The 12,518-nt window shown below is 71.8% G+C and carries 12 protein-coding genes; 7 read left to right on the forward strand and 5 right to left on the reverse strand.

Annotated features, from left to right (window positions below; all coding sequences use genetic code 11):
- Positions 1 to 94 precede the first annotated feature (94 nt).
- Complete coding sequence (locus tag DEJ11_RS10770; protein ID WP_110864021.1) at positions 95 to 868, reverse strand: SDR family oxidoreductase; 774 nt, start codon at positions 866 to 868, stop codon at positions 95 to 97.
- Between the two features lie 122 nt (positions 869 to 990).
- Here DEJ11_RS10770 and DEJ11_RS10775 point away from each other — a divergent pair, with 122 nt between their 5' ends.
- The 6 genes from DEJ11_RS10775 to DEJ11_RS10800 all read left to right on the forward strand — a co-directional run bounded on the left by DEJ11_RS10775 (position 991) and on the right by DEJ11_RS10800 (position 8,766).
- The gene (locus DEJ11_RS10775) at positions 991 to 2,082 is read left to right on the forward strand and encodes an acyltransferase family protein (RefSeq protein ID WP_111103420.1); all 1,092 of its coding nucleotides are present in this window, start codon (positions 991 to 993) and stop codon (positions 2,080 to 2,082) included.
- A gap of 510 nt (positions 2,083 to 2,592) precedes the next feature.
- Complete coding sequence (locus DEJ11_RS10780; protein WP_111103422.1) at positions 2,593 to 3,924, forward strand: bifunctional o-acetylhomoserine/o-acetylserine sulfhydrylase; 1,332 nt, start codon at positions 2,593 to 2,595, stop codon at positions 3,922 to 3,924.
- Between the two features lie 271 nt (positions 3,925 to 4,195).
- Entirely contained in the window at positions 4,196 to 5,398 is a 1,203-nt protein-coding gene (gene metX, locus DEJ11_RS10785) for a homoserine O-acetyltransferase MetX (RefSeq protein ID WP_111103424.1), read from the forward strand.
- A 132-nt stretch (positions 5,399 to 5,530) separates the two neighbouring features.
- On the forward strand, positions 5,531 to 6,688 hold the full coding sequence (locus DEJ11_RS10790) for an ATP-binding protein (protein ID WP_111029197.1): 1,158 nt from the start codon (positions 5,531 to 5,533) through the stop codon (positions 6,686 to 6,688).
- Complete coding sequence (locus DEJ11_RS10795; RefSeq protein WP_111029196.1) at positions 6,685 to 8,007, forward strand: hypothetical protein; 1,323 nt, start codon at positions 6,685 to 6,687, stop codon at positions 8,005 to 8,007. The genes DEJ11_RS10790 and DEJ11_RS10795 overlap by 4 nt, the downstream gene beginning before the upstream one ends.
- Positions 8,008 to 8,094: 87 nt before the next feature.
- The gene (locus tag DEJ11_RS10800) at positions 8,095 to 8,766 is read left to right on the forward strand and encodes a response regulator transcription factor (protein ID WP_017888182.1); all 672 of its coding nucleotides are present in this window, start codon (positions 8,095 to 8,097) and stop codon (positions 8,764 to 8,766) included.
- A 169-nt stretch (positions 8,767 to 8,935) separates the two neighbouring features.
- On the opposite strand, the gene DEJ11_RS10805 is transcribed toward DEJ11_RS10800, so the two are convergent.
- Positions 8,936 to 10,201 carry an MFS transporter gene (locus tag DEJ11_RS10805; protein WP_111103426.1) on the reverse strand — a complete coding sequence of 422 codons (1,266 nt, stop codon included), beginning with the start codon at positions 10,199 to 10,201 and terminating at the stop codon, positions 8,936 to 8,938.
- A gap of 124 nt (positions 10,202 to 10,325) precedes the next feature.
- Positions 10,326 to 10,505 carry a hypothetical protein gene (locus DEJ11_RS10810; protein ID WP_111024823.1) on the reverse strand — a complete coding sequence of 60 codons (180 nt, stop codon included), beginning with the start codon at positions 10,503 to 10,505 and terminating at the stop codon, positions 10,326 to 10,328.
- 128 nt (positions 10,506 to 10,633) lie between these two features.
- Here DEJ11_RS10810 and DEJ11_RS10815 point away from each other — a divergent pair, with 128 nt between their 5' ends.
- Complete coding sequence (locus DEJ11_RS10815) at positions 10,634 to 10,822, forward strand: hypothetical protein (protein WP_146250045.1); 189 nt, start codon at positions 10,634 to 10,636, stop codon at positions 10,820 to 10,822.
- 3 nt (positions 10,823 to 10,825) lie between these two features.
- Here DEJ11_RS10815 and DEJ11_RS10820 read toward each other — a convergent pair whose 3' ends face one another.
- Positions 10,826 to 11,134 (reverse strand): thiamine-binding protein, encoded by a 309-nt coding sequence (locus DEJ11_RS10820; RefSeq protein WP_017888186.1) that lies wholly within the window; start codon positions 11,132 to 11,134, stop codon positions 10,826 to 10,828.
- Positions 11,131 to 12,444: a glycosyltransferase 87 family protein gene (locus DEJ11_RS10825; protein ID WP_111103430.1), complete on the reverse strand. Its 1,314-nt coding sequence runs from the start codon at positions 12,442 to 12,444 to the stop codon at positions 11,131 to 11,133. The genes DEJ11_RS10820 and DEJ11_RS10825 overlap by 4 nt, the downstream gene beginning before the upstream one ends.
- Between the last annotated feature and the right edge of the window lie 74 nt (positions 12,445 to 12,518).

A 12,518-nucleotide genomic window follows, 5' to 3' on the forward strand; every position in this document is an offset into this window, starting at 1 on the left:
GCCCGCGCCCGCGACCCGCGGCAGCAGCCCGGGCGCTGCGCGGGTCCGGCGCGGGGGCAGTGCGGGGTCGGTCGCGAGTCCGGCGCGGGTCGGCTCAGCGGGGCGTCAGCGGGCCGCGCGCCAGCTTGTGCTGCGCCGACTGCGCCACCGGCCGGATCGTCACGAGGTCGAGGTTCACGTGTGCCGGCAGCTCCACCGCGTGCACGATCGCCTCGGCGACGTCGTCGGCCACGAGCGGCTCCGGCACGTCGTCGTACACGGCGGCAGCCTTCTGCTCGTCCCCGCGGAACCGGGTGAGCGCGAACTCGTCGGTCTTCACCATGCCCGGCGCGATCTCGACGACCCGGATCGGCTCGCCGTTCAGTTCGAGCCGGAGCGCGCCGACCAGGGCGTGCTCGGCGAACTTCGCGGCGTTGTAGCCGCCACCGTTCTCGTACGCGACGAACCCGGCGGTGCTGGTCACCGTGACGATGTCCGCTCCCCCGGACGCGCGAGCGCGGTCGCGCAGGTGCGGCAGCAGCGCGGAGACGACCCGCTTCGTGCCGATCACGTTGACCTCGAACATAGCGCGCCAGTCGTCGACGTCGGACTCCTCGACGCTCGCCGAACCGAACGCCCCACCGGCGTTGTTCACGAGCACGTCGGCACCGCCGAGGTCCGCGACCCGCGCGGCGAGCGTCGCCACGTCGTCAGCGTCCGTGATGTCGGCGACCAGGGTGTCGGCCCCGGTCTCCGCGGCGAGCGCCTCGAGCTTCGCGGCGCGACGGGCCACGGCGAGCACGTCCCAGCCCCGCGACCGGAACAGCCGGACGGTGGCCGCCCCGATGCCCGAGCTCGCTCCGGTGACGACTGCGCGCCGTGCTGCCATGTGATCTACCTCCTGCGTCGGTGACCGGGCGTGTGGTTGCCCGGTCCGCCCACCGTACCGAGCGGGACGGTTCCGGCACCGCACCGGGCCGTCCAGATCACGATCCGGTAACGTGACCGGCGATGACGACGGATGCCGCCCCTCCCGCCCCCTCGGCCCCGGCGACGCAGCTCGAGCCCGGTCGAGCCCCGCGCCGGATCCCGATGTGGGACACCGCGCGGTTCGTCGCGGTCACGCTCGTGGTCATCGGCCACGCGATCCAGCGGCAGACGCCGGCGAGCGAGCACGCCCTGGCGCTCTACACGTTCATCTACGCGTTCCACATGCCGGCGTTCGGTGTGATCAGCGGCTACTTCTCGTCGGCCGACACCCCGACGGCGAGGCGGATGCGCCGGACGATCACGGACATCGTCGTGCCGTACATCATCATGCAGACGATCTGGACCGTGGTGCAGGGCATCGTCGAGGGCGGCAAGGACTTCAACCCGACGAAACCGACGTGGACCCTGTGGTTCCTGCTGGCCCTGGGCATCTTCAAGCTGATCCTGCCGTACCTGGCGCAGCTGCGGTGGCCGCTGTTCTGGGCGGTCGTGTTCAGCATCGGCGTCGGCTACTTCGACAACGTCGACTCGACGCTCTCGCTGTCCCGCGCGATCAGCCTGCTGCCGTTCTTCCTGCTCGGGTGGCAGGTCAAGCAGTGGGGCGTCTTCGACCGCTGGTACGAGGCGTCCCGCCGCACGGTCGTCCGGGTGCGGATCGCCGCCGTCGTGGTGTTCGCCGCGTGGGCGGTGTCGTGCGCGGTCTGGATCCCGCAGTTCAAGGAGTTCGACCTGCACCACTGGTTCTTCTACGACGACTCCTACTCGGGGCTCGGCGAGGACGCCTGGTGGGCGGGTGCGGTGCGCTTCGGCCTGATGCTGCTCGCGACCCTGCTGACGGCGTCGTTCCTGGTGCTCATCCCCCGTCGGAACATCTGGATCACCCGGTTCGGCGCGGCGACGATGTACGTCTACCTGCTCCACACGTTCGTCCTCTACCCGATCCGGGAGTCCGGCGTCCTGGCCGGCGAGCACTCGGCATGGCCGTTCGTGCTCCTCATGGTCGTCATCGCGTGCGCCGTCAGCCTCTTCCTGGCGCAGCCCTTCGTGCGGCGCGGGATGCGGTGGCTGCTCGAGCCGAAGGTCGACTGGCTGTTCCGCCGCGACGCGGCGTAGCGGTGCCACCTCGCACCGTGCGCGCTACTCCGGCCGGTGCGAGCTTGCCCGTTCCGTGCGGCGCGGCAGCGCCGCACGGAACCACCGACCTCGCACCGTCCGACGGAACCCCGCACCGTGCGCGTTCCGTCGGCCGGTGCGAGCTTGCCCGTCCCGTGCGGCGCGGCAGCGCCGCACCGAACCACCGACCTCGCACCGTCCGACGGAACCCCGCACCGTGCGCGTTCCGTCGGACGGTGCGAGCTTGCCCGTCCCGTCCCGTGCGGCGCGGCAGCGCCGCACCGAACCACCGACCTCGCACCGTCCGACGATGACAGCACGGTGCGGACGGACGGCCGGACGGACTGGAGGCCCGGGGCGGGACCGGCGCGCGCGTTACGTCCCGAGGCGGGTGCGGTGGTGCGGGCCCGGCCACCTGCGTACCGTGACACCCGACGCACAGCCGCGCCGCGCCTCCAGGCCGAGCGCAGGGCGACCCGACGACCAGCCGCACCGGACAGGAGCACCAAGATGACCGAGCACGACGCCGCGCAGTGGCAGTTCGAGACCACCCAGGTCCACGCCGGCGCACAGCCGGACCCGACCACCGGGGCCCGAGCGACGCCGATCTACAAGACGACCTCGTACGTCTTCGCGAACTCGGACGAAGCGCGCGACCTGTTCGCGCTCGCCAAGCCGGGCAACATCTACTCCCGGATCATGAACCCGACGAACGACGTCGTCGAGCAGCGGATCGCCGCGCTCGAGGGCGGCTCCGGGGCCCTGCTCGTCGCGTCCGGCCAGGCTGCCGAGACCTACGCGGTGCTGAACATCGCCGGGGCGGGTGACCACATCGTCTCGTCGTCGTCGATCTACGGCGGCACGTACAACCTGTTCAAGTACACGCTGGCGAAGCTCGGCATCGAGACGACGTTCGTCGAGGACCAGGACGACCTCGAGGAGTGGCGCCGCGCCGTCCGCCCGAACACGAAGCTGTTCTTCGCCGAGACCATCGGCAACCCGAAGATCAACGTCCTCGACATCACGGGCGTCAGCGACGTCGCCCACGAGTCCGGCGTCCCGCTGATCGTCGACAACACGATCGCGACGCCGTACCTGATCCGTCCGTTCGAGCACGGTGCCGACATCGTGGTGCACTCAGCCACGAAGTTCCTCGGCGGCCACGGCACGGTCATCGGCGGGATCATCGTCGACGGCGGGAAGTTCGCCTGGTCGCAGCACGCCGACCGGTTCCCGGAGTTCAACACGCCCGACCCGTCGTACCACGGTGCGGTCTTCGCCGAGGCGGTCGGCAACGAGCTCGCCTACATCGTGAAGGCCCGGGTGCAGCTGCTCCGCGACCTCGGTGCGTCGAACTCCGCGGACACGGCGTTCGCGCTGCTGCAGGGCATCGAGACCCTGTCGCTCCGCATCGAGCGGCACGTGTCGAACGCGCAGGAGATCGCGGAGTGGCTCGACCAGCACCCCGACGTCGCCACCGTCGCGTACGCCGGGCTGCCGACGTCGCCCTGGTACGCGGCCGCGAACCGGTACGCGCCGAAGGGCGTCGGCGCCGTGCTGTCGTTCGAGCTCAAGGGCGGGGTCACCGCGGGCAAGGCGTTCGTCGACAACCTGCAGCTGTTCTCGCACCTGGCGAACATCGGCGACGTCCGCTCGCTCGTCATCCACCCGGCGTCGACCACGCACTCGCAGCTCACCCCCGAGCAGCAGCTGACCACCGGGGTCACGCCCGGCCTGGTGCGCCTGTCGGTCGGCATCGAGAACATCGCCGACCTGAAGGCCGACCTCGAGGCAGGGCTCGCCGCGGCCCGGGCGGTCGCGCAGGAGAGCCAGCGCGCGTAGGTCCCGCGCGGCCTGCCTGCTTGCCTGGCTGCCTGCCGATGCGCGTGCATGTTGCGACGTCCCACGTGTCGATCGACGCGTGGGACGTCGCTCGTTGCACACGCATCCGGTACGTGCGCGTGGTGCGACGATCCACGAGTCGAACGACGCGCACGATGTGGGAACATGCGCGCGCACGGAACGGCGAGCACGGCCCGGACACCCGGCCACGCGCCGGGCGTGACGTAACACGGCGGCGGCGACCCGCGCCTCCCGGCAGACTGGACGCACGATGGACTGGCAGACGACCCCCGAGGACTCCGTGCCGTCCACCCTGGTGCCCGGCACCGAACTCGGCACCCTCGGCAAGCCGCCCGTGACCGGTGCCTGGCGTCCCGGTGACCACCCGGGTGCACGCCACTTCGAGTCCCTCGGCGAGCAGTGGGTGCGCGGCGGCCGCCTGCCGTCCGTGCGCGTGGCGTACGAGACGTGGGGCACGCTCAACGCCGCCCGCGACAACGCGGTGCTCGTCCTGCACGCACTGACCGGGGACTCGCACGTCACCGGTGCCGCCGGCCCGGGCCACCGCACCGCCGGCTGGTGGGGTGACGTCGTCGGCCCCGGCCGGGCGATCGACACCGACCGGTGGTTCGTCATCGCGCCGAACATGCTCGGCGGCTGCCAGGGCACCACCGGGCCGTCGTCGGTGTCGCCGTCGGGCGCGGAGTGGGGCGCACGGTTCCCGTTCGTGACGGTGCGCGACCAGGTCGAGGTGCAGGCGCAGCTCGCCGACCGGCTCGGCATCGAGACCTTCGCGGCCGTCGTCGGCGGGTCGATGGGCGGCATGCACGCCCTCGAGTTCGCGGTCTCGCACCCCGCGCGCGTGCAGCGGCTGGCGGTCCTCGCGTCGACGGCACAGACCACCGCCGACCAGATCGCGGCGAACTCGCTGCAGCGGGCCGCGATCCAGATGGACCCGGCGTTCGCGGGCGGCGACTACTACGAGGCCGACGTCGGCGAGGGCCCGCACCGCGGGCTGTCCCTGGCCCGACGGATGGCACTCATGACGTACCGGGCGTCGGACGAGCTGAACAGCCGCTTTGCGCGGTCCTGGCAGAGCGACGTCTCCCCGCTCGGCGACGACGGCCGGTTCTCCGTGGAGAGCTACCTCGACTTCCACGGCAACAAGTTCACCCGGCGGTTCGACGCCTCGAGCTACGTGACGCTGACGTACGCGATGGACTCGCACGACGTCGGCGCCGGGCGCGGCGGGGTGTCGGCGGCACTCGGGCTCGTGACCGCGCGGACCCTGGTCGTGGGGATCTCGAGCGACCGGCTGTTCCCCGTCGAGGACCAGCACCGGATCGCCGCGGGCGTGCCGGACGCGCTCGACGGGGACTCCGCAGCGGTGATCGACAGCGAGTTCGGACACGACGGGTTCCTCATCGAGCACGAGCAGGTCGGGGCGCACCTGCGGCGGTTGCTCGACTCCTGAACGGTCCCGCCTGCCACCACGGCGCGCCGAAGACCCCCCAACGGGTGGCGCGCGTGGAATGATGGCGTGGAGCTCGGCACTGACCGACGCTCGGTTTCCCGCACCGCCAGATCGTCACCAACCAGGACATCGATGGACTTCATCGCACAGGAACGCGACCGCTTGCTGCGGTCGGCGACCCGTGTCGTGGGCATCGTCTGCGCGCTCGTCAGCGTCGTGGGCATCCTCTCCGCCGCCGCCGTGCCCACGCCGCCCCTCATCGGCGCACTCCTCTGCATCGCCGCGATGATCACCGCGCTCGTGTGCTTCGCTCGCGGCGGCGAAGTGTGGTGGACCGCCGCCATCGTCGTCGCCGGGCTCGCCACGATGGTGCTGCTCTTCACCGGGGTCCCCGACTCGGCGCGACCCCTCGTCGCCAGCGCCGTCATGCCCCTGGCCGCCGGCGGGCTCTCGGCACCGCTGATGGCCCAGCGCGGGCACCCGGTCGGTCTCGGCATCACCATCGCCGGCGGCGGCGCCGTGGTGGTGCTCATGGTCTGGGGCTCAGGCTCGCTCCTGTCGACCCCGGTCAGCGGCGCACTGCTCGGGTGGATCCTGATGGCCGTCGTGGCGATCTGGATCTCGCGCAGCATCCCCCGCGTCGCCCGCCGCATCTACAGCATCGGCACCGCCCACCGCGCCGAACGGCAGGCCAGCGAGACCGAGGCCCAGCGCCGCCAGGGTGCCCGCCTGCTGCACGACACCGTGCTCGCGACCCTGACGCTGCTGGCGCACTCCGGCGTCGGCGTCTCCGAGCAGGCGATGCGCGAGCAGGCCGCCGAGGACGCCCGACTGCTGCGGCACCTGCGCCTCGGTGCGACCCCGCAGCCCTCGCAGTCCGGTGACTACTCGCTCACCCGCGAAGAGGAGTCACCGCTCGGGCAGACCCTCGAGTCGGTCAAGCAGCGCTTCGGCCGGATGGGGCTCGAGGTCAGCTGGCACGGCACCGGGCAGGTCCTGCTGCCGTCGAACGTGCTCGACGCGTTCCTCCTCGCGCTCGGCGAGTGCCTCGAGAACGTCCGTCGGCACGCCGGCGTCGGCGAGGCGCACGTCACGATCGTCCACGACAACGAGGTCGTCCGTGCGATGGTCACCGACTCCGGCGTCGGCTTCGACCTCACCACCGTCAGTGCCGAGCGACTCGGCTTCAAGGAGAGCGTCGTGAACCGCCTGCGCGAGGTCGGCGGCGACGCGAAGCTCTTCTCCGCGCCGGGCTCCGGCACCACCGTCGTCCTGGAGGCACCGCGATGACCCGGGTCCCCGAGGACACCATCGGCCGCAGCCTGCCCGGCGAGACCGCTCCGCCAGCACCCCGCACCCGCCGCGAGGCGCGCGAGCGGTACCGGACGAGCGAACGGCGCCAGGCCCGAGGGCTCCCGTCGACGTCGACCGGCGCCCGGTCGCTGCGCCAGGCCGCCAAGCCCGGCGCCTCGCTCGGTGCCGGGTACCTCGGCCTCGGCGCCGCGGTCCTCACCGCGATCGAGGCCGTCGCCGGCATCGCGTTCTTCCTGGTGCGCTGGAACGAGTACTCCGACCCGTGGTTGCCCGCGGTCGCCTGGGGGCTCTACGTCGTCGCCGCCGTCGGGGTCGGACTCAGCGTCCTGACCTACGGCGAACGGCTGACGGGTCCGGCCTTCGCGTTGATCTGCGTCGTGCTGGCCTGCGTGGTCACCCTCGACTTCATCGGCATCTGGCCCGAGCACGACATCGCCCACACCGCGACCGCGTCGATGGCCGCCGGGTTCGCCCTGCTGCCGATCGCCACGCTCCGCCCCGCCCGCGAGGTCGCCGTCGCCATCGGTGCGCTCGGCATCGCGTTCATCGTGATGGCCGTCGCGTCGACGCCGATCACGCACGACACCATGCCCGGCATCGTGTCCCTGCTGTCGCTCGTCGTCGTGCCGCCGTCGCTCGCGCTGTACGTCGTGCAGCGGTTCCGCCAGCTCGTGCAGCGCGAACTCGACCGGGTGCTCGTGCAGAGCAACGTGCAGGCGCCGCAGTTCGCCGTCGGCATGCTCGCCTCGGACGAGCTCGCCCGGCTCGACCTGGCCGCCGAGAAGCTGCTCGACGCCGTCGCCAACGGCTCCGACCCGCTGCCGCTGTCCGACGCCTCGAGCTCCGTCGCCGCGTCGCTCGCCACCGAGCTCCGCCTGCACCTGATCGAGGGCCGCCGCGAGACCTGGCTGTACCACGCGATCACCGAGTCCGACCACCTCGGTCGCTCGGTGAGCGTCGCCGACCCGACCGCCCTGGCAGGGCACCTCTCCCCCACCCAGCGCGACGGGCTGCTGCAGGCGATCTGGCAGATGGTCGGCGACGGCCGCACCGCGCAGCCCGGCATGCCCGTCGTCTCCGTCACCCTCGGCCCCATCGGTTCCGACGGTCACCCGGTCAGCGACGACACCATGGACGTGCCCGTCGTCATCGAGTCCCGCGGGGTGCCCCGTCGCAGCCTCGGCCCGACGGCCTGGAGCGCCCTGCAGCGCATCGGCCCGTACACCGAGACCGTCCGCGACGGCGCGCTGCACATCGTCGCGCACTGCGTCGTGAACCGACATCCGTCGATGTAGCTGCCTGACACCCGCACGCCTGACCGACTTCCGGCCCGCATCCTCCTAGGATCGGCCGAGCAATCCGCACCGAGAAAGGACGCCAGCATGGCGACTCCAGAGGAACCGATCCGACTCGCACTGGTCGACGACCACAGGATGCTCCTCGGCGCGCTCACGGAGTGGATCCGGAACGCGGCCGACGACATCACCCTGGTGGCCGCCGTCACGACCTGGCCCGAGCTCCTGACGAGCCCGGCGTTCCCGGTCGACGTGGTGCTGCTGGACCTGGACCTCAAGGACTCCATCCCGGTGTCGCTGAAGATCTCGACGCTCAAGACCGCGGGCGTCAAGACCGTCGTGATGAGCACGTACTCGGAGCCGAACGTCGTGCGCGAGGCCCTCGGCGCCGGTGCCCTCGGGTACCTCGTCAAGAGCGAGGACGCCGACATGATCGTCGAGGCGATCCGCTCCGCCCAGCGCGGCGAGCAGTACGTCTCGGCCGAGCTCGACCTCGCCATCAACAGCGGTGACGTCGGCGGTGTCCCGAAGCTCAGCGCCCAGGAGCGTCGCGTGATGGCCCTGTACGGCGGAGGCGAGCCCGTCAAGAGCGTCGCCTACCAGCTCGGCATCTCCGAGGAGACCGCGAAGAGCTACCTCAAGCGCATCCGCGAGAAGTACCGCGTCGCCGGCTTCGACGTGGGCACGAAGGTCGCGCTGCGGAAGCGTGCGATCACCGACGGCATCATCGTGCAGGACGGCAGCCCCCTGGGTCTGTAGCGCGCGCTGCGTCGCGCATCGAGTGAGCAGAAGACGTCGGGTCCCGTCACGGAACCCGACGTCTTCTGCTCACTCGGGGCGGTCTTCCGCGCCACGTGACGGACGGGAGGCCCGTGGCGGCGTCGCCACGGGCCTCCCGTCCGGTGGGTGCGTGCGCGCACCCCGCGTGTCAGGCCGTCGGGACCGGTGCGGTGATCGGACCGGTGGACGGCGACGAGGTGCGGACCGCGGCGCGACGGGTGCTCCGCCGCTCGACCGCGTAGCTGACCATCGTCACCAGGACGCCGAGCAGCGCGAGGCCGATGCCGAGCCAGCCCGGTGCGAGGAACCCGAAGCCGGCGGCGATGACGGCGCCTCCCAGGGCCGCACCGATCGAGTTGCCGATGTTGAACGCCGAGTGGTTCAGCGCCGCCGCGATCGTGCGGGCATCCCCCGCGACGTCCATCAGGCGCGACTGCACCGCCGGCGGGATCGCCGACGAGGTCGCACCGAGCAGGAACGCGCCGAGCAGCATGCCCCAGAGCCACTGCGCCGTCAGGACGGTGACGAGCAGGGCTCCGATGAGCGAGAACATGCCGACGTAGATCGTGCGCTTCACGCTGTGGTCGGCCAGGTGTCCGCCGAGCACCCCGCCGACGACCATGCCGATGCCCACGACGACGAGCACGATCGGCACGAACGACTCGGGCATCCCGGTGACGTTCTGCACGAGCGGTGAGATGTACGAGTACACCGCGAAGAACCCCCCGAACCCGACGGCGCCCAGGCCCATCACGATCCACACCTGCGGCACGCGGAACGCCCGGAGCTCACGGCCGATCGTGGCGTGCTCGTCGCGGGCGCTCTTCGGCACGAAGGCCGCGACGGCCAGGAACGTCAGGGCGAACAGCGCGGCGACGACACCGTAGGCGACCCGCCACCCGGCCACCTGTCCGACCCACGTGATCGCCGGGACGCCGACGACGTTCGCGACCGACAGGCCGAGCAGCACCATCGCGATGCCCTTGCCGCGCTTGCCCGGGCCCATCATGTCGCCGGCCACGATCGACGCGATGCCGAAGTAGGCGCCGTGCGGCAGGCCCGCGACGAAGCGGGCGACGAGCACCAGACCGAACGAGGGCAGCAGCGCGCTCGCGATCGTCGCGACGACGAACCCGACGAGCAGCACGAGGATCAGGCCCTTGCGCGGGAACCGGGCGGACATCGCCGCGATGGTCGGCGCACCGACCACCACCCCGAGGGCGTAAGCACTGACGAGCCAGCCGGCGTGGGCGATCCCCGCGTCGGGGTCGATGCCGTACTGCTCGGGGAGCAGGGCCTGCGCGATGTTCGGCAGCAGCCCCATCGCGACGAACTCGGTCGAGCCGATGGCGAACCCGCCGAGGGCGAGCGAGATGAGCGCGAGGGTGCGACGCGCAGGCGTGAGCTGTGACATGGGGCCTGTTCTCGTGCGGGCGGAGCGGGACGACGGTGCAACACCCCACCGGACGGGGCGGCCGTGATGTCCTGGTCCGTCGAGTGTAGACCGCTCCAACGGACCAACGAAAGCCCGCGGGAGCTCAGGCCGCCTGGCGCTCCGGGGTGCGGGTCCGTGCGGTGGTCTGCTCGGGCAGCTCGTCGCGGTGCACCCATCCGGTGCCGCACTCCGCGCAGCTCGCCCAGGCGTTCTCGCCCTGTTCGTCCGTGTCGATGACGACCGTTCGCAGGTCGCAGTCGGGGCACCAGCCGTCGTGCATCATCACGCGCTCCTCATCGTCGTCTCGCAGGCCACCGGAAGTGGCTCGATGCAGACCATGAGACACCCGGCCACCGACATCCGAGGGACCGCTCCGGCGTGTCGGGCCACGCTGCGGTGCAGGATGACGACGTGCCCACCATCACGACCGTCCTGGCCTCCTGCGCCGCCGGCGCGCCCGCGAACTGCGAGGACGCCACCGACCCGATCGGGATCGTCATCGTCGTGGTGTTCGCGGTCGCCGGCCTCGTCCTGCTGACGGTCGCCGCGGTCCTCGGCACCGACCCCCGTCGCCGCAGGCGTCCGCGTCGGCGCCGCTGACCGCTACTCGCCGAGCGCGGCCTCGAGCCGTTCGAGCTTGCCGTCGATCTCGCCGGTGTGGCCGGGGCGGATGTCGGCCTTGAGCACGAGCGACACCCGCGTGCCGTACGCACCGACGGCCTCGGTGGCGCGCTTGACGACGTCCATGACCTCGTCCCACTCCCCCTCGATCTCGGTGAACATCGACGAGGTGCGGTTCGGCAGCCCGCTCTCGCGCACCACGCGGACAGCGGCCGCGACGGCGTCGTGCACGGACCCGTCGGACGTTGCAGCGGGACCACCGGACGGAGCGACGGAGAAGGCGACGATCATGCGTCCATCCTGCCCGGCTCGGGCTGGTCGCGCACGGACGGCGACGAGCGCGCCGACACCGGTCCGGACCCCGCAGCCCGCCCCATCCGCACCAGCACGACGACGCTCCACACCAGGATCGCCACCTCGAGCACGTTCCGCACCGTGAGCACCACGAGGATCCACGGCTGCACACCGAGCAACTGGTCGTAGTAGCCCGGGTAGATCACCTGCGTGAGCAGCGCCATCGGCAGCGCGGTCACCGCGATCGGCACGAACCGACGTGCACTCGGGGTGCCCGCCGCGAGTCCCCACACGATCGGCACCGCGAACCAGCCGATGTACTGCGGCGACCCGACCTTGTTCGTCGCGATGAGCGCCGCGACGAACAGCAGCGCGAGCACCGGCGCGAGCTCGGCCCGACGGGCGCCTCCGCGCGCGGCCCAGAGTGCGAGCACGACCCCGGCCACCACGACGACGGCCATCAGCGGCGTCGACACCGCGGCGGCGGCGGACGTGCCGGCACCGGACACCTCGAAGGTCAGGATCTCCTGGTCGTAGAACACCGCTGCACCCGGGACGCCGAACGCTGCGGCCCACATGAACGGCGTCGCGAGCGGTGACTCGATCTGCAGCCCACGGCCGGTCTGCTCACCGACGAAGGACAGCAGGTACGGCGCACCGCCCCACAGCACGTCGACGAGCACGATCAGGGCGCTCAGCACCAGGGCCCCGGCGAGCACACCCCGGCGGTGTCCGCGACGCAGGAGCAGCAGCACCGCGACGAGCGCCGCCGGCCACACCTTCGTCCACGCGCCGGCGGTGAAGAGCGCGGAGGCGACGGCCGGTCTCGAGGCCACGAACGCCACGCCCACCAGCGCGAACACCGTCGCGACGGTGTCGATCCGACCGAGCGCGATCGGCCCGAGCGCGAGCAGGAACAGCAGCCACCACCAGACGACCCGCACGCCGTGCACACCGAAGCGGTCGGACGACCCCACACGCGCTCGGAACCGCCACAGGAACGCGCACGCCGCGGCATCGAGCAGCACCATCAGCAGCAGCCAACCGGTACCGATCGACGCGACGCCCCCGAGCGCCGCCGCCGCCATCGGCACGATCGCCAGGATCGGGTACACCCAGGCGCCGTCGATGCCGACCCAGAAGTCCGCGGTCCGCCCGGTCTCGATCCAGCGGCTGTAGGTGATGGTCACGTCACCGAGCGGCAGGTTCGCCGACACGAGGGTCAGCCACCACAGGAACCCGTGCACGGCGACGAACGCCAGGACGAAGCCGGCGAGTTCGAGCCACCGGGTCGAGGTCCTCTGCACCGGACGAGCGTAGCGGCCGGACCGGGGACGGTCGCTGCCACGGACTCAGGGTCTCCCGAGCATGACGTGTCACC

Origin of the sequence: Curtobacterium sp. MCLR17_058 (genome assembly GCF_003234705.2) — a bacterium.
GTDB lineage: Bacteria > Actinomycetota > Actinomycetes > Actinomycetales > Microbacteriaceae > Curtobacterium > Curtobacterium flaccumfaciens.

Excerpts from the sequence above, each read along its gene's own strand:
- DEJ11_RS10770 (WP_110864021.1), bottom strand. The coding sequence starts at position 868 with ATGGCAGCACGGCGCGCAGTCGTCACCGGAGCGAGCTCGGGCATCGGG.
- DEJ11_RS10775 (WP_111103420.1), top strand. The coding sequence starts at position 991 with ATGACGACGGATGCCGCCCCTCCCGCCCCCTCGGCCCCGGCGACGCAG.
- DEJ11_RS10780 (WP_111103422.1), top strand. The coding sequence starts at position 2,593 with ATGACCGAGCACGACGCCGCGCAGTGGCAGTTCGAGACCACCCAGGTC.
- metX (WP_111103424.1), top strand. The coding sequence starts at position 4,196 with ATGGACTGGCAGACGACCCCCGAGGACTCCGTGCCGTCCACCCTGGTG.
- DEJ11_RS10790 (WP_111029197.1), top strand. The coding sequence starts at position 5,531 with ATGGACTTCATCGCACAGGAACGCGACCGCTTGCTGCGGTCGGCGACC.
- DEJ11_RS10795 (WP_111029196.1), top strand. The coding sequence starts at position 6,685 with ATGACCCGGGTCCCCGAGGACACCATCGGCCGCAGCCTGCCCGGCGAG.
- DEJ11_RS10800 (WP_017888182.1), top strand. The coding sequence starts at position 8,095 with ATGGCGACTCCAGAGGAACCGATCCGACTCGCACTGGTCGACGACCAC.
- DEJ11_RS10805 (WP_111103426.1), bottom strand. The coding sequence starts at position 10,201 with ATGTCACAGCTCACGCCTGCGCGTCGCACCCTCGCGCTCATCTCGCTC.
- DEJ11_RS10810 (WP_111024823.1), bottom strand. The coding sequence starts at position 10,505 with ATGATGCACGACGGCTGGTGCCCCGACTGCGACCTGCGAACGGTCGTC.
- DEJ11_RS10820 (WP_017888186.1), bottom strand. The coding sequence starts at position 11,134 with ATGATCGTCGCCTTCTCCGTCGCTCCGTCCGGTGGTCCCGCTGCAACG.